Annotated in this window: 17 protein-coding genes and 1 pseudogene; 15 read left to right on the top strand and 3 right to left on the bottom strand. The window is 72.8% G+C overall.

What is annotated here, in order from left to right; translation table 11 throughout:
• Nucleotides 1–232: 232 nt before the first annotated feature.
• Nucleotides 233–1,360 carry an ATP-grasp domain-containing protein gene (locus AB0A94_RS09260; protein WP_361741200.1) on the top strand — a complete coding sequence of 376 codons (1,128 nt, stop codon included), beginning with the start codon at nt 233–235 and terminating at the stop codon, nt 1,358–1,360.
• Nucleotides 1,361–1,533: 173 nt separating this feature from the next.
• On the opposite strand, the gene AB0A94_RS09255 is transcribed toward AB0A94_RS09260, so the two are convergent.
• Nucleotides 1,534–2,871 carry a 6-phospho-beta-glucosidase gene (locus AB0A94_RS09255; RefSeq protein ID WP_361741198.1) on the bottom strand — a complete coding sequence of 446 codons (1,338 nt, stop codon included), beginning with the start codon at nt 2,869–2,871 and terminating at the stop codon, nt 1,534–1,536.
• 100 nt (nt 2,872–2,971) lie between these two features.
• Here AB0A94_RS09255 and AB0A94_RS09250 point away from each other — a divergent pair, with 100 nt between their 5' ends.
• From AB0A94_RS09250 to AB0A94_RS09200, 11 genes and pseudogenes are all read left to right on the top strand, one after another.
• On the top strand, nt 2,972–3,742 hold the full coding sequence (locus tag AB0A94_RS09250) for an IclR family transcriptional regulator (RefSeq protein ID WP_361741195.1): 771 nt from the start codon (nt 2,972–2,974) through the stop codon (nt 3,740–3,742).
• A 186-nt stretch (nt 3,743–3,928) separates the two neighbouring features.
• The gene (locus tag AB0A94_RS09245) at nt 3,929–5,125 is read left to right on the top strand and encodes a sensor histidine kinase (RefSeq protein WP_361741192.1); all 1,197 of its coding nucleotides are present in this window, start codon (nt 3,929–3,931) and stop codon (nt 5,123–5,125) included.
• Nucleotides 5,122–5,793 (top strand): response regulator transcription factor, encoded by a 672-nt coding sequence (locus AB0A94_RS09240; RefSeq protein ID WP_361741190.1) that lies wholly within the window; start codon nt 5,122–5,124, stop codon nt 5,791–5,793. The genes AB0A94_RS09245 and AB0A94_RS09240 overlap by 4 nt, the downstream gene beginning before the upstream one ends.
• Nucleotides 5,794–5,923: 130 nt before the next feature.
• The gene (locus AB0A94_RS09235) at nt 5,924–8,032 is read left to right on the top strand and encodes an MMPL family transporter (RefSeq protein WP_361741188.1); all 2,109 of its coding nucleotides are present in this window, start codon (nt 5,924–5,926) and stop codon (nt 8,030–8,032) included.
• A gap of 517 nt (nt 8,033–8,549) precedes the next feature.
• The gene (locus tag AB0A94_RS09230) at nt 8,550–9,956 is read left to right on the top strand and encodes a glycoside hydrolase family 16 protein (RefSeq protein WP_361741185.1); all 1,407 of its coding nucleotides are present in this window, start codon (nt 8,550–8,552) and stop codon (nt 9,954–9,956) included.
• Nucleotides 9,957–10,371: 415 nt separating this feature from the next.
• Nucleotides 10,372–10,581, top strand: a pseudogene (locus tag AB0A94_RS09225) (transaldolase); the annotation flags it as partial.
• Nucleotides 10,578–12,194: a glucose-6-phosphate dehydrogenase gene (gene zwf / locus AB0A94_RS09220; protein WP_361741182.1), complete on the top strand. Its 1,617-nt coding sequence runs from the start codon at nt 10,578–10,580 to the stop codon at nt 12,192–12,194. The pseudogene AB0A94_RS09225 and the gene zwf, both read left to right, overlap by 4 nt.
• On the top strand, nt 12,191–13,126 hold the full coding sequence (opcA, locus tag AB0A94_RS09215; protein WP_361741179.1) for a glucose-6-phosphate dehydrogenase assembly protein OpcA: 936 nt from the start codon (nt 12,191–12,193) through the stop codon (nt 13,124–13,126). Before zwf ends, opcA begins: the two co-directional genes overlap by 4 nt.
• Complete coding sequence (gene pgi / locus AB0A94_RS09210) at nt 13,119–14,762, top strand: glucose-6-phosphate isomerase (RefSeq protein ID WP_361741176.1); 1,644 nt, start codon at nt 13,119–13,121, stop codon at nt 14,760–14,762. The genes opcA and pgi overlap by 8 nt, the downstream gene beginning before the upstream one ends.
• Before the next feature lie 6 nt (nt 14,763–14,768).
• Entirely contained in the window at nt 14,769–15,653 is an 885-nt protein-coding gene (gene gnd, locus AB0A94_RS09205; RefSeq protein WP_361741173.1) for a phosphogluconate dehydrogenase (NAD(+)-dependent, decarboxylating), read from the top strand.
• A gap of 5 nt (nt 15,654–15,658) precedes the next feature.
• Nucleotides 15,659–16,243, top strand: coding sequence for a histidine phosphatase family protein (locus AB0A94_RS09200; protein WP_361741344.1), 585 nt, complete (start codon nt 15,659–15,661; stop codon nt 16,241–16,243).
• Between the two features lie 82 nt (nt 16,244–16,325).
• Here AB0A94_RS09200 and AB0A94_RS09195 read toward each other — a convergent pair whose 3' ends face one another.
• A complete protein-coding gene (locus tag AB0A94_RS09195; RefSeq protein ID WP_361741170.1) occupies nt 16,326–18,119 on the bottom strand; it encodes a TIM barrel protein in 1,794 nt (597 codons plus the stop codon).
• A gap of 42 nt (nt 18,120–18,161) precedes the next feature.
• Entirely contained in the window at nt 18,162–19,049 is an 888-nt protein-coding gene (locus AB0A94_RS09190) for a shikimate dehydrogenase (protein ID WP_361741167.1), read from the bottom strand.
• Nucleotides 19,050–19,193: 144 nt separating this feature from the next.
• On the opposite strand from AB0A94_RS09190, the gene AB0A94_RS09185 reads away from it, so the two are divergent.
• The 3 genes from AB0A94_RS09185 (at nt 19,194) to AB0A94_RS09175 (ending at nt 24,017) form a co-directional block, all read left to right on the top strand.
• On the top strand, nt 19,194–19,859 hold the full coding sequence (locus AB0A94_RS09185) for a TetR/AcrR family transcriptional regulator (RefSeq protein ID WP_361741165.1): 666 nt from the start codon (nt 19,194–19,196) through the stop codon (nt 19,857–19,859).
• Nucleotides 19,860–20,133: 274 nt separating this feature from the next.
• The gene (locus AB0A94_RS09180; protein WP_361741162.1) at nt 20,134–21,492 is read left to right on the top strand and encodes an MFS transporter; all 1,359 of its coding nucleotides are present in this window, start codon (nt 20,134–20,136) and stop codon (nt 21,490–21,492) included.
• A gap of 140 nt (nt 21,493–21,632) precedes the next feature.
• Complete coding sequence (locus tag AB0A94_RS09175; protein ID WP_361741159.1) at nt 21,633–24,017, top strand: excinuclease ABC subunit UvrA; 2,385 nt, start codon at nt 21,633–21,635, stop codon at nt 24,015–24,017.
• Nucleotides 24,018–24,039 lie beyond the last annotated feature (22 nt).

Genomic DNA, 24,039 nt, shown 5'->3' with positions numbered 1-24,039 from the left:
CGTCGCTCCTTCAGCCGTCACGAACGCCACCACGAGATCACATCCGTGCCGCCGGAACAAGCGCACCCCGTCTCCGGGTGTGGTACGGGAGCGGTCGCCGAAGCCGTATAGTCTGCCCCGACACCACCGCCGTGAAACGCCCTTCGTACAGGGCGGTTTGGTGACCCTCCATACTCCTGCCCGGGCGACGGGCCGCTGAGCCCTGCCCGCACACCCCCGAAAGGCGGCCTGCATGATCTCTCGCGTACGCGTCTGGCTCAACCGCACGTACGCGGAGAACGTGTTCTTCATGGATCAGCTGCGGAGAAATCCCGGCGACCGGGCCGTCGAGATCCACGCCACCCACGGCGACCCCGACTCCCCCGTGCTGGCCGCCGCCGACACCGCCGAGCTGGAGCCCGAGGGGCTGTCCCCGGCGGCGTACGTCGAGTACGCGCTCACCCAGTGCGAGCGGCGCGGCATCGACGTGTTCGTGCCCCGGCTGCACCAGGCGGCGATCGTCGCGCACCGCGCCGAGTTCGAGGCGGCCGGTACGGCGCTCCTCGCGCCGCCGCCCGAGGCGGTGGCCGTGTTCCACGACAAGGTGATCGCCTATGAGGCGGTCCAGGCGATCGGGGTGCCCGTGCCGCCGTGGTGGCGGGTCCGCAGTGCCGACGAACTCGTCGCGGTGGTCGACGAGTTGGAGGCGCGCGGGTACCGGGCCTGCTTCAAGCCCGCCTCCGGCGCGGGCGGGGTGGGCTTCCGCGTGATCACCCGCGCGCCCTTCTCGCTCACCCAGCTGAGCGGCTTCCCGAGCCCGTACGTGCCGCTCGGCCTGGTGCTGGACGCCCTGCGGGAGGCCGAAGAGCCGGTGGACTGGCTGGTGATGCCCCGGCTGGAGCAGCCCGAGGTGTCGGTGGACTGCCTCACCGGGACCGACAACCGGATCCGGCTGGCGGTGGGACGCACCAAGAACGGCCGGCGCAGGGGCTTCACGCTGCACGAGCAGTGGCTGGAGCCGGCCCGGCGGATCGCGGAGGGCTTCGGACTGCACCACCTGTCCAACATCCAGTTCCGGATGCTGGGCGAGCGGCCCGTGCTCATGGACGTCAACACCCGGCCGGCGGGCGGGCTGCACCAGCTGTCGCTGTGCGGGCTGAACGTCCCGTGGGCCGCCGTGCGGCTGGCGCTCGGCGAGGACCCGGGTGAGATGACGCCGCCGTTCCTGGGCCAGGACTACACGGTGGTGTCGGGTCCGCGTCCGCTGCTGCCGGTGACGCTGCCGCAGCAGCACGCCGACGTGCCCACGGCCGCGCTGGGGGCCGTACCGGCTCCGGCCCGGTCCGTGGAGGCCCGGACGGCGACCGGAGCGCGCACGTAGAAAATCTTCGGGAAATCTCCGCCGGGGGTGTATCAGGGGCCGGGTCGCGTGCTCTTGATGGTGACGGCGACTTGGGGAAGCCGCCGGGGGGGAAGCACGGGGGAACGGGGGGCTCGGGTCGGTCGGCCGCTGTCACGGGGGGCGACCGGCCGGCCCGAAGCCGTGTCCGCCGGCTATCCGAGGTAGGCGAGGCCGGGGTGGACGGCGGTGTAGCCGTCGACGAGACGATGGGCCACGTTCACGGAGTCCACGAGCGGATGCAGTGCGAACGCCTTGACGGCCGTCGCGCGGGAGCCCGACCGGGCGGCGGCGAGCACCTCGCGCTCGACGGCCTTGACGGCGCAGACCAGACCGGTGGCGTGGCCGGGCAGCGGGTCGACGGAGACGGGGTGCGCGCCACTGGCGTCCACCAGGCAGGGGACCTCAATGACGGCGTCCGCGTCCAGGGGGGACAGGGTGCCGCGGTTGCGGACGTTGAGGATCAGGGTGGCGCGTTCGTCGCGGGCGATCGCCCGCATCAGGGCGAGCGCCACGTTCTCGTAGCCGCCGGACAGGTCCTCGGCCTCGCGTTCACCCGCGCCCGCCGCCTCCCGGTTCTCGGCCATGTAGGTGGCCTCGCGTTCGGCGCGGGTGCGGTTCCACAGGTCCAGGGCGGGGACGCCGGGGTCGGCCACCCCGGCGTAGAACCGCGCCTGCTGGTCGTGCAGGAACGCGCCCCGGGTCCGCTCCGCCTCCCGGTAGGCGCGTACGGCCTCACGGTTGAAGTAGTAGTAGTGCAGGTACTCGTTGGGGATCGCGCCCAGGGACCGCAGCCAGTCGGCGCCGAAGAGCCTGCCCTCCTCGAAGGAGCCGAGCAGGACGGGGTCGGCGAGCAGGCGCGGGAGTTCGTCGCGGCCGGCGACCCGCAGACCGCGCACCCAGCCGAGGTGGTTGAGGCCGACGTAGTCGATCCACGCCTCCCGCGGCCGCGCGCCGAGCACCCGGGCGATACGGCGGCCGAGGCCGACCGGTGAGTCGCAGATGCCGATGACGCGGTCGCCCAGGTGGCGGGACATGGCCTCGGTGACCAGGCCGGCGGGGTTGGTGAAGTTGATGACCCAGGCGTCGGGGGCGAGGCGGGCCACCCGCCGGGCGATGTCGACGGCGACGGGCACGGTGCGCAGACCGTAGGCGATGCCGCCCGCGCCGACCGTCTCCTGGCCGAGCACCCCCTCGGCCAGGGCGACCCGTTCGTCGTTCGCCCGGCCTTCGAGGCCGCCCACGCGGATCGCGGAGAAGACGAACGCGGCGCCGCGCAGCGCCTCGTCGAGGTCGGTGGTGACGGTCACCCCGGGCGCGTCGGGCACACCGGCGGCCTGCTCGGCCAGCACCCGGGCGATCGCGCGCAGCCGCCCGGCGTCCACGTCGTGCAGGACGACACGGGTCACCCGGCCCTCGGCGTGGTCCCCGAGCAGCGCCCCGTACACCAGCGGCACGCGGAATCCCCCACCGCCCAGAATCGTCAGCTTCACACCCGCACCTTCCCGCCACGACGAACCGGGACGACCCTACTCGTGGCGCGACCGCGCCGGGTACGCCCCGCCGACCCGACCCGCTGGAGGACAGCCGGCCATGACCAGCCGCTCCGCGCCCGACCGTCTGCTGTCCGTGCTCGCGGCCTTCGACCACGCGCACCCGGCGCTGACGCTGACGGACATCAGCCGCCGGGCCGGGCTCACGCTGACCACCGCGCACCGGCTCGTGGGCGAGCTCGCCCGGTGGGGGGCGCTGGAGCGGGACGCGTCGGGGACGTACCACGTCGGGCTGCGGCTGTGGGAGGTCGCCGCGCTGGCCCCGCGCGGGCTCGCGCTGCGGCAGGTCGCGCTGCCGTACCTGGAGGACCTGTACGAGGCGACGCACGAGAACGTGCAGCTGGCGGTGCGCGACGGGAGCGAGGTCGTCTACACCGAGTGGCTGTCGGGGCGCTCGGCGGTCGGTGTGCACATCCGGGTCGGCGCCCGCTGGCCGCTGCACGCCACCGGGGTCGGTCTCGTCCTGCTCGCGCACAGCGGCTCCGGCTTCCAGGAGGAGTACTGCGCGGGCCCGCTCGCCTCCTTCACCCCGTACACGATCACCGAACCGGAGCCGCTGCGGCGGATGCTGGCCGAGGTGCGGCGCTCGGGTGTCGCGGTGAGCGACCGCCAGATCACCCCGGACGCGGTGTCGGTGGCGGCGCCCGTGCGCGGCCCCGACGGCACGGTGACCGCCGCGGTGTCGGTCGTCGTCCCCCGCTCCGACGCGCGGATCCCCGCCCTGACCCCGGCCCTGCGCCTCGCGGCCCGCGGCATCTCCCGGGCCCTGGGCTGGCAGCCGGCCGCCCCGCCGCACGGCGGGGACACCTGAGGGACCGGCTCCCTTCCCACCCGGCGCCCGGCCCACCGGCCGCGGATCACCGGCCCTCTCCTTCCGGCCGGCACGGCGGGCCGTCCCGCGCCTGCCCGAAGCCGCCGCGAAATCCCTCTCACCGGTGAGGACCGGGCTCCCGGCTCCTCGCGATACTGGTACGGCCCCCGCCCCGAGGAGCCGCCCATGTCCCTCCGGTCCGCCTTCGCGCCGGTCGTCGTCCGCTGGCGCACGGCGAATCCGTACGCCCTCGACACGGCGCTCGCCGCGCTCGTGCTGTTCGCCGTGTCCCTGCAGTGGCTCTTCCCCGACGAGGGCGACGACCGGCTGACCTGGCAGGGCTGGCTGCTCGGCGCCGCCACGGCCGTACCGCTGGTCTGGCGGCGGCGGACGCCCTGCGCGGCCGCGTGGGCCGTGTCGGTCGCCACCCCGGCGCAGGCGCTGTACCACGCTCCCCCGCCGGACGTGATGTACGGCGGCATGGTCGTGCTGTACACCATGGCCGCCCGGGTCGGACCCCGGCAGCGCCGGCTCATGCTCACGGGCTGGATCGTCGGGGTCGTCGTGACCATGCAGCACCAGGCGGACAAGGAACCCTTCGAGTACGCCTTCCACCTGATGGGCCTCGTCTGCGCCTACGCCCTCGGGATGCTCGCCCGGGTCCAGCGCGCGTACACCACCGAACTGGAGGACCGGGCCCGTCGGCTGGAACGGGAGCGGGCCGCGGACACCGCGCGGGCCCGCGCGGAGGAACGCTCCCGTATCGCCCGGGACATGCACGACATCCTGGCGCACGCCGTGAGCCTGATGGTGGTGCAGGCGGAGGCCGGACCCGTGGTGGTGCGCAAGGATCCGGAGCGCGCGGAGGCCACGTTCGACACCATCGCGGCGACCGGACGGGACGCGATGGCCCAACTGCGGCGCATCCTCGGCGTGCTGAAGGAGGAGCGGCCGGACGGCGACGTCGCGCGGCGGCTGCCGCAGCCGGGCCTGGCGGCGCTGCCCCTGCTGATCGGCCAGGTGCGGGACTCCACGGGGCTGCACACCGAACTGCGCACCACGGGCGTGCCCCGCCCGCTGTCCTCGGACACCGAGGTCGCCGTCTACCGTGTGGTCCAGGAAGCCCTCACCAACACCGTGAAGCACGCCCGTGCCTCCCGTGCCGTGGTGGAGCTGGACTGGGCGGAGGACCGGGTGACCCTGACGATGACGGACGACGGGCGGGGTGCCCCCACGCCGGTCGGCGGGCACGGGCTGGTCGGCATCCGGGAGCGGGCCGCCGCCTGCGGGGGCAGCGCCGAGACCGGCAGCGGCCCGGACGGCGGCTTCCGGGTCGTCGTACGCCTTCCCGTTGCCGCCGACCGGGAGGGGGCCCTCGGGTGAGCATCCGGGTGGTCGTCGCCGACGACCAGGAGCTGGTCCGGGCCGGCTTCGGCATGATCCTCGACGCCCAGGACGACATCGAGGTGGTCGCCGAGGCCGGGAACGGCGAGGAGGCCGTCGCCGCGGTGCGCCGGCACACCCCGGACGTGCTGCTGCTGGACATCCGCATGCCGGTGATGGACGGCCTGGAGGCGGCCCGCCGGGTGTGCGCGCGGTCGGGCTGCAAGGTGGTCATGCTGACCACGTTCGACCTGGACGAGTACGTGTACGAGGCGCTGTACGCGGGCGCCAGCGGCTTCCTGCTGAAGGACGTCCGCCGGGACGACCTCGTGCACGCGGTGCGGGTGGTCGCGGCGGGGGACTCGCTGCTCGCCCCCGCGGTGACCCGGCGGCTGGTCGCGGACATCGTGCGGCAGCGCCGGGAACGGGCCACCGCCGAGGCCGCCGCCCCGCAGCGGCTGGACGCGCTCACCGCCCGTGAGGTGGAGACGCTGCGGCTGCTGGCCCGGGGACTGTCCAACGCGGAGATCGCGACGACCCTGTTCGTCAGTGAGCACACCGTCAAGACCCATGTGAGCAACGTGCTGGGCAAGCTCGGTCTCAGGGACCGGGTGCAGGCGGTGATCTGCGCGTACGAGACGGGGCTGATCACGCCCGGCTCCCCCTGAGGAGTGAGTGAGGGGGCCGTCTCCCCCGTACGGGCGAGGGCCGCGAACCGCTCCCCCGGGCGATCCGGTGACCCGCCCCCCGGCACGAGTCTGGGGCGTGTTGACGAACCATCACCCGCCGGGAGGGACCGTGCTTTCCGCACTCGCCCGGGCGGCCACCCGCCGCCCCTTGACCGTGATGCTCCTGTGGGGGCTCTTTCTGCTACTGGGATTCGGGCTGGGGACGGGCGTGTTCGCGCGGCTCTCCGACAACGTGCCCGAAGTACCCGGAACCGAGTCGGAGTCGGCCGCGCGGTACCTCGACCGGGTGGACCCGGCGGGCGAGTCGATCACCGGTGTGGTGGCCGGCACGGCCGTCTCGGACCCGGGGGTGCGCGCCGAGGTCGGGCGGGCCGTCGCCGACGTCCGGGAGGTCGCCGGGGTCGCCGCCGTGCCCGACCCGTACACCACGCGCGGTCTGGTCGCCGAGGACGGACGGGCCCTGCTCGTCCCCGTCACGCTCGAGGGCGGTCTGGACGACGACGCGCAGGAGCGCACGCTCGACGCGGCCGCCGACCGGCTCAGGGAGATCGACGCCCCCGACGTCCAGGTGAGCGGGGGCCCGCTGCTGGGGCAACAGCTCGGCGAGCGGGCCCAGGAGGACGTGAAGAACGCGGAGTTGATCTCCCTGCCAGTGGTACTGGTGCTGCTGCTGGTGGTGTTCGGCGGGCTGCGGTCGGCGCTGCTGCCACTGGTCGTCGCGGTCGGCGGCATCGCGGGGGCCTTCCTGGCGCTGTTCCTCTTCAGTGAGGTCACGGACATCTCCGTGTACGCGATCCAGGTGACGACGATGCTGGGGCTCGGGCTCGCCGTGGACTACGCCCTGCTGATGCTGGTGCGGTTCCGGGAGGAACGCCGGCACACCGAGGACGTCGTGGAGGCGGTGCACCGCACGGTCGCGGCGGCCGGGCGGACGGTGCTGTTCTCCGGGCTCACGGTGGCCGTCAGCCTGACCGGGCTACTGGTCTTCCCGAGCGTGTTCCTGCGCAGCATGGGCCTCGCGGTCGCCGCCGTGGTCGTCATCGACATGCTGGCCGCGCTCACCCTGCTGCCCGCGCTGCTGGCCCGGTTCGGCGGGCGGATCTCCCCGGCGAAGGACCGGCCGGAGGGCGAGGAGGGCCGGCTCTTCGCCCGGATCGCCCGCTTCGCGGCCCGGCGCCGGATCGCCGTACTGGCGGTGGCCGTCCCGGTGCTGCTGGTCCTGGCGGTGCCGGCGACCGGGATGAGGATCGCCCTCGGGGACGCGCGGCAGCTGCCCGCGGACACCGAGGCCCGGCAGCTGCACGACACCGTGGGCGACCACTTCCCGCCGGGGGCCGGGGTCACGCCGGTCACCGTCGTCGTCCGGCCCGGCGCCGACGGCACGGTCGTCGACGGGATCCGCGCGCTGTCCCCGGCCGCCCCGGCCCGTGAACTGCCGGGCGGGGCCACGGTGCTGGAGATCCGGCCGCCCGGCGAGGCGGACGGCGCGGAGGCGACCGAGCTGGTCGAGCGGGTGCGGGAGGTCCGCGGCGACGAACCGGTCGAGGTCACCGGGCCCGCGGCCCGGCTGGTCGACTTCCGCGAGATGCTCGCCGAACGGGCACCGTGGGCGGCCCTGACCGTCCTGGCCGGCATCTTCGTGCTGCTGTTCGCGTTCACCGGTTCCGTGCTGCTGCCGCTGCGCACCGTCGCGACGACGCTGCTCAGCCTGGGCGCCGCGCTCGGGGCGGTGGTGTGGGTCTTCCAGGACGGTCATCTGGCCGGGCTGCTGGGCGCCGAGGGACTGGGCGCGCTGAGTCTCACGGCGCCGCCGCTGATCGTGGCGATCGCGTTCGGACTCGCCATGGACTACGAGCTGTTCATCCTGGCCCGGATGCGCGAGGCCCGGGAGCGCACCGGTGACGACGCGGAGGCCGTGGTGGACGGGCTGCGCCGCTCGGGCAGGGTGGTCACCTGCGCGGCGCTGCTGCTGGCGGTCGTCTTCGGCGCCTTCATGACGGGCGGCTTCTCGCCCATCCTGCAGATCGGCCTGGGGCTCACCCTGGCCGTCCTCGTCGACGCGACCGTCGTGCGGATGCTCCTGGTCCCGGCCACCATGTCCCTCCTCGGCCGCCGCGCCTGGTGGGCCCCGGCCCCGTTGCGCCGGGCCCACGACCGCTTCGGCCTCCACGAGGAGCCGGCGGAAGCGCCCCGGCCGCGCGTGCCGACGGGGGTGTGAGGCCGTACGCCGCCGGCGGCCCCTCACCACGCGTGCCGTCCGCGCACGCCTGAGTGCGGCACCGCTCGCTTCCGGAGCACCGGCCGTCTTGTTCTCGCCCCCGCCGCCCCGCGCCCGGGGGCTCCGCCCCCAGACCCCACGCGCAGTTCCCCGCGCCCCTGAAGGGGCGCGGGGAACTGCGCGAGCAACCACCCACTCACCCGCAGCCGCGACACAACCGATCCGGCATCCCCCTTCCGCCGCCCCCCCCCGCATGGTCGAACGGAGCGGTGGGTGCGACGCCCGGGCACTGCCCGGCGTCGCACCCGTCCGACGTCCACCACTCCCCTTGCGTACATTCGCGTCAGTTCGGGACCTGAACTCTCCCCACCCACAAGGACTTTCTCGGTTACACCTCTTGACGGCGCAAGCGCCGCAGAGCACATTGGCGTCACTTTGAGAGCGCTCTCAAGCGAGGTTCCGGGCTCTCGAACACACCCCACGCCACAGGCGTCCGAACCCGAGAGGGCATCCCCACATGAGTGACACCTCCGGCACCCCCCGCACGCTCCGCGGACCCCGCCCGCTGCGGCGGGCGCTCCTCGCCGTCGTCAGCACGCTCACCCTCGCCGCGGGCGCCGCCACGGCGGCGAGCCCGTCCGCGAGCGCCTCCGTGCCGCCCCCGCCGTCGGGCTGGACCCAGGTCTTCGCCGACGACTTCGACGGTCCCGCGGGCAGCGGCGTCAACACCTCCCACTGGCAGTACGCGACCGGCAAGGGCTACCCGGGCGGCCCCGCCAACTGGGGCACCGGCGAGATCGAGACGATGACGTCCAACCGGGACAACGTCTCCCTCGACGGCAACGGCAACCTGCGCATCACCCCGCGCCGCGACGCCTCCGGCAACTGGACCTCCGGCCGCATCGAGACCAACCGCACCGACTTCCAGCCCCCGGCCGGCGGCAAGCTCCGCGTCGAGGGCCGCATCCAGGTGCCGAACGTCACCGGCGCCGCCGCCAAGGGCTACTGGCCGGCGTTCTGGATGCTGGGCTCCCCCTACCGGGGCGACTACTGGAACTGGCCCGCCGTCGGCGAGCTGGACATCATGGAGAACACGCAGGGCAACAACACCGTGTTCGCCACGATGCACTGCGGCACCTCACCGGGCGGTCCGTGCAACGAGACCAGCGGCATCGGCGGTTCGACCACCTGTCAGGGCACGACCTGTCAGGCCGGCTTCCACACGTACCGGATGGAGTGGGACCGCTCGACGAGCGTGGAGGAGATCCGCTTCTCCCTCGACGGCAATACCTTCCACACCGTGCGGGAGAACCAGGTCGACGCGACGACCTGGTCGAACGCGACCGACCACGGCTACTTCATCATCCTGAACGTGGCGATGGGCGGCGGCTTCCCCGACGCCTTCGGCGGCGGCCCGGACGCGGGCACCCAGCCCGGGCACTCGATGCTCGTCGACTACGTGCAGGTGCTGACCTCCGGTGGCGGCGGCACCACTCCCCCGCCGACCGGCGACCGCGACGCCTACGGCACCATCCAGGCCGAGTCCTACGACGGCCAGGGCGGCACGATGACGGAGAACACCTCCGACTCCGGCGGCGGCCAGAACGTGGGCGCGCTGGCAGGCGGTGACTGGCTGCAGTTCAAGGGCGTCGACTTCGGCTCGACCCCGGCCCGGCAGTTCTCCGCGCGGGTGGCGAGCGGTGCGGCGTCCGGCGTCAGCGGGCTGGTCGAGGTGCGCCTGGACAGCCGGAGCAACGCGCCCGTCGGCAGCTTCGCCGTGGGCAACACGGGCGGCTGGCAGTCCTGGCGGACGATCCAGGCGAACATCAGCGACGTGACGGGCACCCACGACGTCTACCTGACCTTCACCAGCGGCCAGCCGTCGGACTTCGTGAACGTCAACTGGTTCACCTTCGGCCACTGATCCCACCGTCCCACCCCCCACACCGGCCTTCCCGGCCGGGGAAGAGGGCCCACGCGTGCGCGTGGGCCCTCTTCCGCACGTCCGGCCACGGACTGCATGGTCAGGGCGGTTCCACGGTACCCGGCACCGCGTGAGGAGCGGCGGGCCGCCGGCACCGAGGACGCCCCGTCGGCCCGGAGCGGACCGACCACCAGAAAGATCATACTTTTAGACTTGAACACATGACGGCATCGATGTTGTTTGAACCGAGAACTTCTTGAAGTGATGCGGCGTGCCACCCGCCCCGTACGGCGTCACCCCGGCGACGTGGCCGCCGGGGAATGACCGACCGCCCCGCGCGGTTGCTGTGACCGCGAGAAAGAAGATGAGGACTGTGAGTGAAGCAACCGCGAGGGTCGTCTCCGGTGGGCGCCGGGCGTCCGCCGGGGTGAAGGACCCGGCGGACCAGGACACCCTGGACGTGAAGGCACTGGCCGCACCCGGCTCCGTCCGCACGACGCCGCCGTACGACGAGGTGGCGCGACGGCGAGGGAAGAAGGGCGTCACGACGCCCGGGGACGCCCGGCGGGAACTGCTCGACGCGGTGACGAAGTCGCTCGACAGCAAGGGAGTTGACGCGGAATGACCGACGAGACGACCGAACCGACGACGGACGCCGCGCAGGAGCGGACGGAGGAACGGGAGGAGGCCCCCGCGGCCCTCCCCGCACCCCCGGCCGACTGGGCCAACCCGCTGCGCGACCCCCGGGACCGGCGCCTGCCCCGGGTGGCGGGCCCCTCCGGCCTGGTCATCTTCGGGGTGACCGGCGACCTGTCCCGCAAGAAGCTGATGCCGGCCGTGTACGACCTGGCCAACCGGGGCCTGCTGCCGCCGGGCTTCTCGCTGCTCGGGTTCGCCCGCCGGGACTGGGAGGACCAGGACTTCGCCCAGGTCGTGCACGACGCCGTCAAGGAGCACGCGCGCACCCCGTTCCGCGAGGAGGTCTGGCAGCAGCTCGCCGAGGGCATGCGGTTCGTCCCGGGCGACTTCGACGACGACCACGCGTTCGACCAGCTGCGCAAGGCCGTCGACGAGCTGGACGCCTCCCGGGGCACCAGCGGCAACTACGCCTTCTACCTCTCCGTACCGCCGAGGTTCTTCCCGAAGGTCGTCCAGCAGCTGAAGAAGCACGGGCTGGCCGACGCCCCCGAGGGGTCCTGGCGGCGCGCGGTGATCGAGAAGCCGTTCGGGCACGACCTGAGGTCGGCGCAGGACCTGAACGCGATCGTGCACGAGGTGTTCGACCCGGAGCAGGTCTTCCGGATCGACCACTACCTGGGCAAGGAGACCGTCCAGAACATCCTGGCGCTGCGCTTCGCCAACCAGATGTTCGAACCGATCTGGAACCGGTCCTTCGTGGACCACGTGCAGATCACCATGGCCGAGGACATCGGCATCGGTGGCCGCGCGGGGTACTACGACGGCATCGGCGCCGCCCGTGACGTCATCCAGAACCACCTCCTGCAGCTGATGGCGCTCACCGCGATGGAGGAACCGGCCTCCTTCGACGCGGCCTCGCTGCTGACCGAGAAGCTGAAGGTGTTCCGGGCCGTGAAGGTCCCGGACGACCTGGGCCGGCACACGGTGCGCGGGCAGTACGAGGGGGCCTGGCAGGGCGGCGCGAAGGTGCGCGGCTACCTGGAGGAGGAGGGCATCGACCCCTCCTCGAAGACCGACACCTACGCCGCGATCAAGCTGGGCATCGACAACCGCCGCTGGGCGGGCGTCCCCTTCTACCTGCGCACCGGCAAGCGGCTCGGCCGCCGGGTCACCGAGATCGCGGTGGTCTTCCAGCGGGCGCCGCACTCCCCCTTCGACACCACCGCCACCGAGGAGCTGGGACAGAACGCGGTCGTCATCCGCGTCCAGCCGGACGAGGGCATGACGGTCCGGTTCGGCTCCAAGGTGCCGGGGACCTCGATGGAGCTGCGGGACGTGACCATGGACTTCGCGTACGGCGAGTCGTTCACCGAGTCCAGCCCGGAGGCGTACGAGCGGCTCATCCTGGACGTCCTGCTGGGGGACGCCAACCTGTTCCCCCGTCACCAGGAAGTGGAAGAGTCCTGGAAGATCCTCGACCCGATCGAGGAGTACTGGGCGTCGCACGGCCGGCCGGCGCGGTACACCTCGGGCAGCTGGGGACCCGCGGAAGCCGACGAGATGCTCGCACGAGACGGACGGAGCTGGCGCAGGCCATGAAGATCGACCTGACCGACACCACGGCAAGCAAGGTCAACAAGGCGCTGGTGCAGGGCCGCCGCGCCATCGGCACACCGGCCGTGGGCATGGTCCTGACGATGGTGATCGTCACGGACGAGGAGAACGCCTACGACTCGATCAAGGCGGCCGAGGAGGCCTCGCACGAGCACCCCGCGCGCACCCTGGTGGTGATCAAGCGGCACACCCGCAACCCGCGCGAGCGCACCCGCTCCCGGCTGGACGCCGAGGTCCGGGTCGGCTCGGAGGCGGGCACCGGGGAGACGGTGGTGCTGCGGACGTACGGCGAGGTGTCCGAGCACGCCGACTCGGTGGTGCTGCCGCTGCTGCTGCCGGACGCGCCGGTGGTGGTGTGGTGGCCGGCGGACGCGCCCGGGAACCCGGCGAAGGACCCGCTGGGCGCGCTGGGCCAGCGCAGGATCACCGACCTGTACGCGGCCGAGAACCCCATGGAGGTGCTCGAGGCCCGCAGGCGCACCTACGCCCCCGGCGACACCGACCTCGCCTGGACCAGGCTGACGCTGTGGCGCTCCATGCTGGCGGCGGCGCTGGACCAGGCGCGGGCGACGGTGACCTCGGCGACCGTGGAGGCCGAGGCCGACAACCCGGCCGCCGAACTGCTGGCGCGCTGGCTGGAGGCGCGGCTGCGGGTGACCGTCGACCGGGTGGTGACCGCGGGGCCCGTGGTCACGGCGGTCCGGCTGGGCACCGCGGACGGCGAGGTCGTCATCGACCGTCCCGAGGGCCCGCTGGCCACGCTGACCCTGCCGGGGCAGCCCGCGCGCCGGCTGGCGCTGAAGGTCCGTCCCACCTCCGAACTCATCGCCGAGGAGCTCAGGCGCCTCGACGCGGACGAGATGTACGCCGTCGCCCTGCGCGGCGAGGCCACCGAGGAGACCCCCGCCCATGTCTGACGTCCCCGAACCGACCCGGCGTCCCCAGTGGGCCGCCCTGGAGAACCACCGCGCGGACGCGCTGCCGCAGCCGGACCTGCGCGAACTGTTCGCCGACGACCCCTCCCGCGCGCAGCGGTACGTCGTGCGCGTGGGCGACCTGCGCATCGACTACTCCAAGCACCTGGTCAACGACGAGACGCTCGCCCTGCTGCTCGAACTGGCCGAGGCCACCGATGTGTCCGGGCTGCGCGAGGCCATGTTCCGCGGTGAGCGGATCAACGTCACCGAGGACCGGGCCGTGCTGCACACCGCGCTGCGCGCCCCGCGGGACGCGGTGATCGAGGTCGACGGGGAGAACGTCGTCCCGGCCGTGCACGCCGTGCTCGACAGGATGGCCGACTTCGCGGGCCGCGTCCGCTCCGGCGAGTGGACGGGCCACACCGGCAAGCGCATCCGCAACGTCGTCAACATCGGCATCGGCGGCTCCGACCTGGGCCCGGCGATGGCGTACGAGGCGCTGCGCGCCTACACCGACCGCTCGCTGACCTTCCGGTTCGTCTCCAACGTGGACGGCGCCGACCTGCACGAGGCGACCCGGGACCTGGACCCGGCGGAGACGCTGTTCATCGTCGCGTCCAAGACCTTCACCACGATCGAGACGATCACCAACGCGACCTCCGCGCGGACCTGGCTGCTCGACGCACTGGGTGACGAGAAGGCGGTCGCCCGGCACTTCGTCGCCCTGTCGACCAACGCCCAGAAGGTCACGGACTTCGGCATCGACACGGCCAACATGTTCGAGTTCTGGGACTGGGTCGGCGGCCGCTACTCCTACGACTCCGCGATCGGCCTGTCGCTGATGATCGCCATCGGCCCGGACCGCTTCCGGGAGATGCTCGACGGGTTCCGGATCGTCGACGAGCACTTCCGCACCGCACCCGCCGAGGCCAACGCCCCGCTCCTGATGGGCCTGCTGGGCGTCTGGTACAACAACTTCCTCGACGCCCAGTCGCACGCGGTGCTGCCGTACTCGCACTACCTGTCGAAGTTCACCGCCTACCTCCAGCAGCTGGACATGGAGTCCAACGGCAAGTCGGTGGACCGGCAGGGGCGTCCCGTCGACTGGCAGACGGGACCGGTGGTGTGGGGCACGCCCGGCACCAACGGGCAGCACGCCTACTACCAGTTGATCCACCAGGGCACGAAGCTGATCCCGGCGGACTTCATCGGCTTCGCCCGTCCGGTCGCCGAGCTGAGCGACGAACTCAAGGCGCAGCACGACCTGTTGATGGCCAACTTCTTCGCCCAGACCCAGGCCCTGGCCTTCGGTAAGACCGCCGAGGAGGTGCGGGCGGAGGGCGTGCCCGAGGAGCAGGTGCCGCACCGCACCTTCCGGGGCAACCACCCCACCACCACCATCCTGGCCGCGGAGCTGACCCCCTCGGTGCTCGGCCAGCTGATCGCGCTGTACGAGCACAAGGTGTTCGTCCAGGGAGCCGTCTGGGACATCGACTCCTTCGACCAGTGGGGCGTCGAACTCGGCAAGGTGCTCGCCAAGCGCGTCGAGCCCGCCCTCACCGAAGGCGCGGACGTCCCCGGCCTCGACCCTTCCACGGCCGCGCTGGTGGCCGCCTACCGCGAACACAGGAAGTGAGCTGACATGCAGATCGGTCTTGTTGGTCTCGGCAAGATGGGCGGCAACATGCGCGAGCGCATCCGCAACGCCGGCCACACCGTCATCGGGTACGACACCAACCCCGAACTCTCCGACGTCGACCACCTGTCGGACCTGGTCGACCGGCTCGACAGGCCGCGCGCGGTGTGGGTGATGGTGCCGGCCGGCGCCGCCACCCAGCGCGTCGTCGACCAGCTGGGGAGCCTGCTCAAGCCCGGCGACACGGTCGTCGACGGCGGCAACTCCCGCTGGACGGACGACGAGAAGCACGCCAAGGAGCTGGGCGCCCGGGGCATCGGCTTCGTCGACGCGGGCGTCTCCGGCGGGGTGTGGGGCCTGAAGAACGGCTACGCCCTGATGGTCGGCGGCGAGGAGGAGCACGTGGAGCGGCTGAAGCCGATCTTCGACGCGCTCAAGCCGGAGGGACCGTACGGCTATGTCCACGCGGGCAAGGTCGGCGCCGGGCACTTCGCGAAGATGGTCCACAACGGCATCGAGTACGCCATGATGCAGGCCTACGCCGAGGGCTGGGAGCTGCTGGAGAAGGTCGACTCGGTGGACAACGTCCGCGAGGTGTTCCGCTCCTGGCAGGAGGGCACCGTCATCCGCTCCTGGCTGCTCGACCTCGCGGTGCACGCCCTCGACGAGGACCAGCACCTGGAGCGGCTGCGCGGGTACGCCGAGGACTCGGGCGAGGGCCGCTGGACCGTGGAGGCGGCCATCGACAACGCCGTGCCGCTGCCCGCGATCACCGCGTCGCTGTTCGCGCGGTTCACCTCCCGCCAGGAGGACTCGCCGCAGATGAAGATGATCGCGGCGCTGCGCAAGCAGTTCGGCGGCCACGCCGTCGAGTCGGCGGAGAAGGCGTGACGCCGGTGGGGGATCTGCTGCTGGCGCGGCACGGCGAGACGGAGTGGAGCAGAGCGGGCCGGCACACCGGCCGGACCGATCTGCCGCTGACCCCGGGCGGTGAGGCCCAGGCCAAGTCCCTCGCCCCGCTCCTGGCGGGGCGGACCTTCGGGCTGGTCCTCACCAGCCCGCTGGCCCGCGCCCGGTGCACCGCGGAACTGGCCGGCCTGACCGGCGCGATACCGGAACCGGATCTGCGGGAGTGGGACTACGGCGGCTACGAGGGGATCACCACCGCGGACATCCACCGCTCCCGGCCCGGCTGGGACCTGTGGACCGACGGGGTGCCGCCCGGCCCGGAGTTCCCCGGCGAGTCCCCGGAGCAGGTCGGCGAACGCGCCGACCGGGTGCTGTCCCGGGTGGCCGGGGCGTTGAGGGAGGGGGACGTGATGCTGGTGGCGCACGGCCACCTGCTCCGCGTCCTGACGGCCCGCCGCCTGGGCCTGCCGCCGTCCGCCGGGCGGCTGTTCCGCCTGGAGACGGGCACCCTGAGCCGTCTGTCGACGGAGCACGGCCGCCCGGTGATCGCGGAGTGGAACACACGGCCGTGACGTGCGGCGGCCGGCCGCCGGCCCCCGGTGCCGCGGCCCGCTCCTGCCGGTCCCCGTCCACGGCTCGGCGGCGGGCGGGTGCTCAGCCGCCCGCGCGCGTCTGTGCCGCGTGCTGGGCGGCCAGGCGGACCGGGGCGTTGCGGGCGCCGTAGCCGCGGTGACCGCCGTCGCGCTGGACGAGTTCGAAGAAGACGCGGCCGACGGTGAGGGTGTAGCAGTGGCGCAGGGTGCCGTGCTCGTCGGCGTCGTAGAGGATGCCCAGGTCGCGGTAGGCCTCCAGCTCGCCGTCGGCGAACTCGTGGCGGGCGGCGAGGTCGTCGTGGTAGTTCGCCGGGATCGGCAGCAGCCGGCCGCCGGCGTCACGGAAGCGGCGGGCCGCGGCGACCACGTCGTCGGTGGCGAGCGCGATGTGCTGGGCGTGCACGGTGTCGTCCGTGGGCGCGGCACCGACACCGAGGGCGATGCGGACACCGCCGTCGGCGGTGCCGACCGCGCGGCTGCGCTGCAGACCGTAGGGGTCGGCGAGGTCCACGCTCTCGTCGGCGAGCAGCCCGAGCACACCGCGGTGGAAGAGGGCCGCCTCGTCGAAGTGGTGCCAGGGCTGGGTGAGGGCGAGGTGGTCGATGCGCCGTACGGCCGTGTCGGCGGGGGCGTGCTCCACGTCCGCGAAGTCGGACCGCCAGCCGCCGGACCCGGGCCGGGTGCCGCAGAAGAACAGTTCCGTGCCGTCGGGCGCGGCCACCGCGTCGAGCGGGGCGTCCTCGGGGGCGCGGCGGCGCGGCAGCACGGGCGCCAGCAGGGCCTCGGCGCGGCGGGCGGCACCGGCGGGGTCGGGTGACTCGAGGCCGACGGCCGCGAGCCGGGCGCCGTCACGGCGTACCGCCGCCCCGGTGTTGACGAGGATCCGGGCCTCGCCCTGCTGCCACAGGTCGACGGGCTTGCTGCGGTGCCGGGCGGTGCGGGCGAAACCCAGCGCGTCGAGCAGCCCCGCGAGGGGTTCCGCGTCGGGCGTGACGAGTTCGGCGAAGGCGAACCCGGTGGGCACGACGGGGGCGGGCGGTTCGGCCGCGCCCACCTCCTCCTGGAGCATCAGCAGGGAGCGGCGGGCGTCCACGGCGGCCGGGCCGGCCTCGGCCTGCCGGACGACGTCGTTGAAGACCTCCAGGGAGAGCGGCCCGGCGTAGCCGGTGCGCAGCACGTGCCGGACGAGTCCGGCCACGTCGAAGCCGCCCTGGCCGGGGAAGCAGCGGTGGTGGCGGCTCCACTGCAGCACGTCCATCGCGGGCAGCGGGGCGTCGGCGAGCTGGAGGAAGAAGATCTTCTCGCCGGGGATGTCCTCGATGCCCCGGGGGTCGCTGCCGCGCGAGAGGATGTGGAAGCTGTCCAGACAGGTCCCCAGCGCGGGATGGCCGGCCGCCTCGACGATGCGCCAGGCGTGGTCGTACGTGCTGACGTGCCGCCCCCAGGCCAGTGCCTCGTACGCCACCCGGATACCGAAGTCGTCCGCGAGGTCGGCCAGTTCGCTCAGCTGCCGCGCGGCGAGGGCGTCGTCGTCGACGGCGGACGGGTCGACGCTGGAGCAGACGAGGACCGTGTCGGCGCCCAGTCTGCGCATCAGCTCGAACTTGTGCCGGGCGCGGCGCAGATTGCGGGCGAAGAGGTCCGCGGGCACGGCCTCGATGTCCCGCAGCGGCTGGTAGAGGTCGACGGTCAGGCCGAGGTCGGCGCAGCGGGCGCGGATCTCCTCGGGGGTGAGGGGTGCGGCGAGCAGGTCGTTCTCGAAGATCTCCACGCCGTCGAAGCCGGCCCGGGCGGCGGCCGTGAGCTTCTCGGTGAGGGAGCCGCTGAGGGAGACGGTGGCGATGGACGTACGCACGTCGGTACCTCTTGCTTCCGTGGGGCTTCTCGGTCTCTCGGTCTACTTCGGCGCCCCGACGGCGCCGCCGGTCAGCTCGGTGAGGTCCGCGAGCATCCGCGCGCTGTCGGGTTCCCGGCCGGTGAACAGGCGGAACGCGTCGGCGGCCTGGAAGGCGGCCATGCCGCCGCCGTCGAGGGTGGCGCAGCCCGCCGCGCGGGCGGTGCGCAGCAGCTCGGTCTCCAGCGGGCGGTAGACGACCTCGGCGACCCACAGTCCGGGGTGCAGCAGTCCGGCCGGCAGGGGCAGGCCGGGGTGGGCGGCCATGCCGGTGGGGGTGGCGTGCACGAGGCCGCCGCGGCCGTCGGCGGCGCCGAGCAGCTCCGGCAGCCGGTCGGGGGGCGCGGCGGCGGCGCGGCCCGGCCCGAAGCTCCGGTTCAGCGCGGCCGCGAGGTCGGCGGCCCGCTCGGGCAGCGCGTCCACGACGGTGACCCGTTCGGCGCCGAGGGTGAGCGTGGCGTGCGCGACGGCCGCGCCGGCGCCGCCCGCGCCGAGCTGCACGACCCGTTCCAGCGGGGCGTCGGGCAGACCGCGGGCGAAGGCGGCGGCGAAGCCGGTGACGTCCGTGTTGTGGCCGACGGCGCGTCCGCCCTCGAACACGACGGTGTTGACCGCGCCGAGCGCCTCGGCCCGCGGATCGAGGGCGTCCAGGTGCTCGACGACGAGCCGCTTGCACGGGTGGGTGATGTTGAGCCCGTCGAAACCGAGCAGCCGGGCGGCGCGCAGCAGCTCGCCCACCGCCTCGGGCGGGACACCGATCGTGTCGAGGTCGAGCAGCCGGTACAGACAGCGCAGGCCCTGCCGGCCGGCTTCCCGCTCGTGCAGCGCGGGGCTGAGCGAGGGGCCGATGCCGGAGCCGATCAGCCCGACGAGATACGAGTCCTTGAGCACCGGGACCTCCAGAGGCGGCTCACTAATGTACGAACCAGTACGTTAGCTATATCAGCCGTCCTGGACCCGCGGGAAGACCCGTCGGGCGGGCGAGGGGCTGCTTCTAGAATCACCGGCACTGCACCCTCGGCCCGAAGGAACGCGATGACCAGCGTCGAAGAACCGGCACGGCCCGGCGAGCGCATCCGTGACGCCGCCCGCACCAGGGCCGAGATCCTCGACGTGGCGACGCGGGAGTTCGCCCGGGCCGGCTACGACGGGGCCCGCGTCGACGAGATCGCCGCCCGCACCCGCACCACCAAGCGGATGATCTACTACTACTTCGGCGGCAAGGAGCAGCTGTTCACGGCCGTGCTGGAGCGGGCGTACGGCGTGATCCGCGAGGCCGAGCAGCAACTGGACGTGGACCACCTGGACCCGGTGGCGGCCATCCGGCGCCTGGCGGAGCTGACCTTCGACCACCACGAGCGGCACCCGGACTTCATCCGCCTGGTCGGCATCGAGAACATCCACGGCGCGGAGCACATCGCGGCCTCCGAGGAACTGGGCCGGATGGGCTCGCCCGCACTGGACGTGATCCGCCGGATCCTGGCGGCCGGGCAGGAGTCCGGGCTGTTCACGGCCGACGTCGACGCCGTGGACCTGCACGCCATGATCAGTTCCTTCTGCTTCTTCCGGGTGTCCAACCGGCACACCTTCGGCGCGCTGTTCGGCCGCGACCTGGTGGACCCGGGCCGGCGCGAGCACTACCGGGCGATGCTGGGCGACATGGTGATCGCCTACCTGACGGCGGAACGCGCGGCGGACTGAGCCCGGACCGGCCGACCGGATCCGGGCTGCGGACCGGCGGTCCCGGACTGCGGACCGGGTCCGAACCGCGGACCGGGTCCGAACCGCGGACCGGGCCCGGACCGCGGACCGGGTCCGCCGGTCCGTACGACGCGACCCCTTGACAGTGCGGGCGACCGGGCGCAGCATCCCTACCCAGCCGCGACTAACTACCCAGTGGGTTAATTAGCACCTCGGCACCTCCCCTCCGCTCGTCCTCCGCGTACCGTCGTGGAGTCCCCCGAAGGAGCACGCCGTGACCGTCCCCGCACCGCCCCGCGACGCCTCCCCGCCCGGGCAGCCGAAGAAGGCGGCCGCCGCCGCCTGGATCGGCAGCGCCCTGGAGTACTACGACTTCTTCATCTACGGCAGCGCGGCCGCGCTGATCTTCCCCGAGGTCTTCTTCGACGACTCCGACCCGGCCACCGCGACCCTGCTGTCGCTGGCCACGTTCGGTGTCGCGTACGCGGCCCGGCCGCTCGGCGCGCTCTTCCTCGGGCACGTCGGGGACCGGCTCGGCCGCAAGAAGATCATGGTCTTCACCCTGATGCTGATGGGCCTGTCGACCTTCCTCATCGGCTGTCTGCCCACCCGCGACCAGGTCGGCACCCTCGCCCCGGTCCTGCTGGTGCTGTGCCGGGTGCTGCAGGGCATCTCGGCGGCCGGCGAGCAGGCCAGCGCGAACTCGATGACCCTGGAACACGCCCCGCCGGACCGGCGGGGCTTCTTCACCAGCTTCACCCTCAGCGGCACGCAGGGCGGCCAGCTGCTGGCCACGCTGGTCTTCATCCCGATCGCCGCGCTGCCCGAGGAGCAGCTGCTGTCCTGGGGCTGGCGGGTGCCGTTCTGGCTGAGCGTCGCGGTCGCCGTCGTCGGGTGGGTCATCCGCCGCAGGCTGGACGAGACGCCGGCGTTCGAGCAGCAGACCGCCGGCGAGGGGGTCGTGAAGCTGCCGCTGGTCGTGCTGCTGCGCGAGCACCGGGCGGACGTCCTGCGGGTGGTCGCGGGCGCGCTGATCGCCTCGGTCAGCACGATCTTCACGGTGTGGGCACTGGCGTACGCCACCGGTGACTCGGTCGGCATGTCCCGCTCGTCGATGCTGTGGGTGGGCGCGCTGGCCAACGTCGTCGCGCTGGCCGCGATCCCGCTGTGGGCCGCGCTCTCCGACCGGGTGGGCCGCCGCCCCGTCTATCTGATCGGCGCCGTCGGCAGCGCGGTGACGATGTTCCTCTACCTGTGGGCGATCTCCACGGGCAGCTACCCGCTCACCCTGTTCCTCGGGATCGTCGCGTTCGGCGTGGTCTACAGCGCCGCGAACGGTGTGTGGCCGTCCTTCTACGGCGAGATGTTCCCGACCAGGGTCCGGCTCTCGGGCGTGGCGATCGGCACGCAGATCGGCTTCGCGGTGGCCGGGTTCGCGGTCACGTTCGCCGCGCGGATCGCCGGGCCCGACGGCGACGACTGGACGGCGGTGGCCCTCTTCACGGCCGCGCTGTGCGTGCCCCCGGTCATCGCGGCGGTCACGGCCCGCGAGACCCATCGCGTCCCCACCGAGCAGCTCGGTGAACGTGCCGTCGGGGAGGGCGCGGAGCGGCCGGAGAAGGTGACGGCCTGATCCGTGCCGAGGGCGTCCCCGACCGGTCAGGAATCGAGAAGCGCAGGTGGGCACGGGCCGTCTAGCCTGGCCTTGCCGCGATCGGGACGCCGGCGGGGACCGCGCACGCGGTCCCCGCCCGACGGAGGGGAACAACGAGCATGACCACGAGGACAGAGCAGCAGCCGGCCGGGCCGCACGCCGCCGACAGCCACGATCTGATCCGCGTGCACGGGGCGCGTGGGAACAACCTCAAGGACGTCAGCATCGAGATCCCCAAGCGCCGGCTGACGGTGTTCACCGGTGTCTCCGGCTCGGGCAAGAGCTCCCTGGTGTTCGACACGATCGCCGCCGAGTCGCAGCGGCTGATCAACGAGACCTACAGCGCCTTCCTGCAGGGCTTCATGCCGAACCTGGCCCGCCCCGAGGTCGACGTGCTCGACGGCCTGACCACCGCCATCACCGTCGACCAGCAGCGGATGGGCTCCGACCCCCGTTCCACCGTCGGCACCGCCACCGACGCCAACACGATGCTGCGCATCCTCTTCAGCCGGCTCGGCACGCCGCACATCGGCCCGCCCGCCGCGTACTCCTTCAACGTCGCCTCGGTCTCGGCGACCGGCGGCTTCACCGTCGACCGCGGTTCCGACAGGACGAAGACCGAGAAGGTCAGCTTCAGCCGCACCGGCGGCATGTGCACGCACTGCGAGGGCCGGGGCACCGTCTCCGACATCGACCTGACGCAGCTGTTCGACGACTCCAAGTCGCTCTCCGAGGACCCCTTCACCATCCCCACCTACACCGGCGACGGCTGGGTGGTGCGGGTCATCACCGAGTCGGGCTTCTTCGACAAGGACAAGCCGATCCGCGAGTACGGCAAGAAGGAGCGGCACGACTTCCTGTACCGCGAGCCGACCAAGGTGAAGATCAACGGGGTCAACCTCACCTACGAGGGACTGATCCCGAAGCTCCAGAAGTCGTTCCTGTCCAAGGACCGCGAGTCGATGCAGCCGCACATCCGGGCCTTCGTGGACCGGGCGGTCACGTTCACCGAGTGCCCCGAGTGCGACGGCACCCGGCTCAGCGCACTGGCCCGCTCCTCGAAGATCGGCGAGGTCAACATCGCCGACGCCTGCGCCATGGAGATCCGCGACCTGGCCGGATGGGTCCGCGGGCTCGAGGAGCCGTCGGTGACGCCGCTGCTGGCCAAGCTCCTGCACACCCTCGACTCGTTCGTGGAGATCGGCCTCGGCTACCTCTCGCTCGACCGCGCCTCGGGCACGCTCTCCGGCGGTGAGGCGCAGCGCACCAAGATGATCCGCCACCTCGGCTCCTCGCTCACCGACGTCACCTACGTCTTCGACGAGCCCTCGATCGGCCTGCACCCGCACGACATCCAGCGGATGAACAACCTGCTGCTGCGGCTGCGGGACAAGGGCAACACGGTGCTCGTGGTGGAGCACAAGCCGGAGACGATCGCCATCGCCGACCACGTCGTGGACCTCGGTCCCGGCGCCGGCACGGCGGGCGGCACCGTCTGTTTCGAGGGCACCGTCGACGGCCTGCGGGCGAGCGACACCGTCACCGGCCGCCACCTCGACGACCGGGCCAAGCTGAAGGAGACGGTCCGCAAGGCCACCGGCGCGCTGGAGATCCGCGGCGCGAACGCCAACAACCTCCAGGACGTCGACGTCGACATACCGCTCGGCGTGCTCTGCGTCGTCACCGGCGTCGCCGGCTCCGGCAAGAGCTCCCTCGTCCACGGCTCCGTGCCGGCCGAGGACGTGGTCTCGGTGGACCAGACCCCGATCCGCGGCTCGCGCCGCAGCAACCCGGCGACGTACACGGGGCTGCTCGACCCGATCCGCAAGGCGTTCGCCAAGGCCAACGGTGTCAAGCCGGCGCTGTTCAGCGCCAACTCCGAGGGCGCCTGCCCCACCTGCAACGGCGCCGGCGTCATCTACACCGACCTGGCGATCATGCAGAGCGTCGCCACGACCTGCGAGGACTGCGGGGGCAAGCGGTTCGACGCGTCGGTCCTCGAGTACCGCTTCGGCGGCCGGGACATCAGCGAGGTGCTCGCGATGTCGGTGACCGAGGCCGAGGAGTTCTTCCGCGAGGGCGAGGCACGCATCCCGGCCGCGCACCGGATCGTGGAGCGGATGGCGGACGTCGGGCTCGGCTACCTCACCCTCGGCCAGCCGCTCACCACGCTCTCCGGCGGTGAGCGGCAGCGGCTGAAGCTGGCCGTCCACATGGCCGACAAGGGCGGTGTGTACGTCCTCGACGAGCCGACCACCGGTCTGCACCTGGCCGACGTGGAGCAGCTGCTCGGCCTGCTCGACCGGCTCGTGGACTCCGGCAAGTCGGTCATCGTCATCGAGCACCACCAGGCGGTGATGGCGCACGCCGACTGGATCGTCGACCTCGGCCCCGGGGCCGGTCACGACGGCGGCCGGATCGTCTTCGAGGGCACCCCCGCCGATCTGGTCGCCGCCCGCTCCACCCTCACGGGTGAGCACCTCGCGGCGTACGTCGGCGCCTGAGGCACTCGTGGTACGCGCCGGG

Origin of the sequence: Streptomyces sp. NPDC044984 (assembly GCF_040646935.1) — a bacterium.
Classification (GTDB): Bacteria; Actinomycetota; Actinomycetes; order Streptomycetales; family Streptomycetaceae; genus Streptomyces.
Note: the sequence above shows the minus strand (reverse complement) of the source record. Positions and strands in the feature narration are given on the sequence as shown.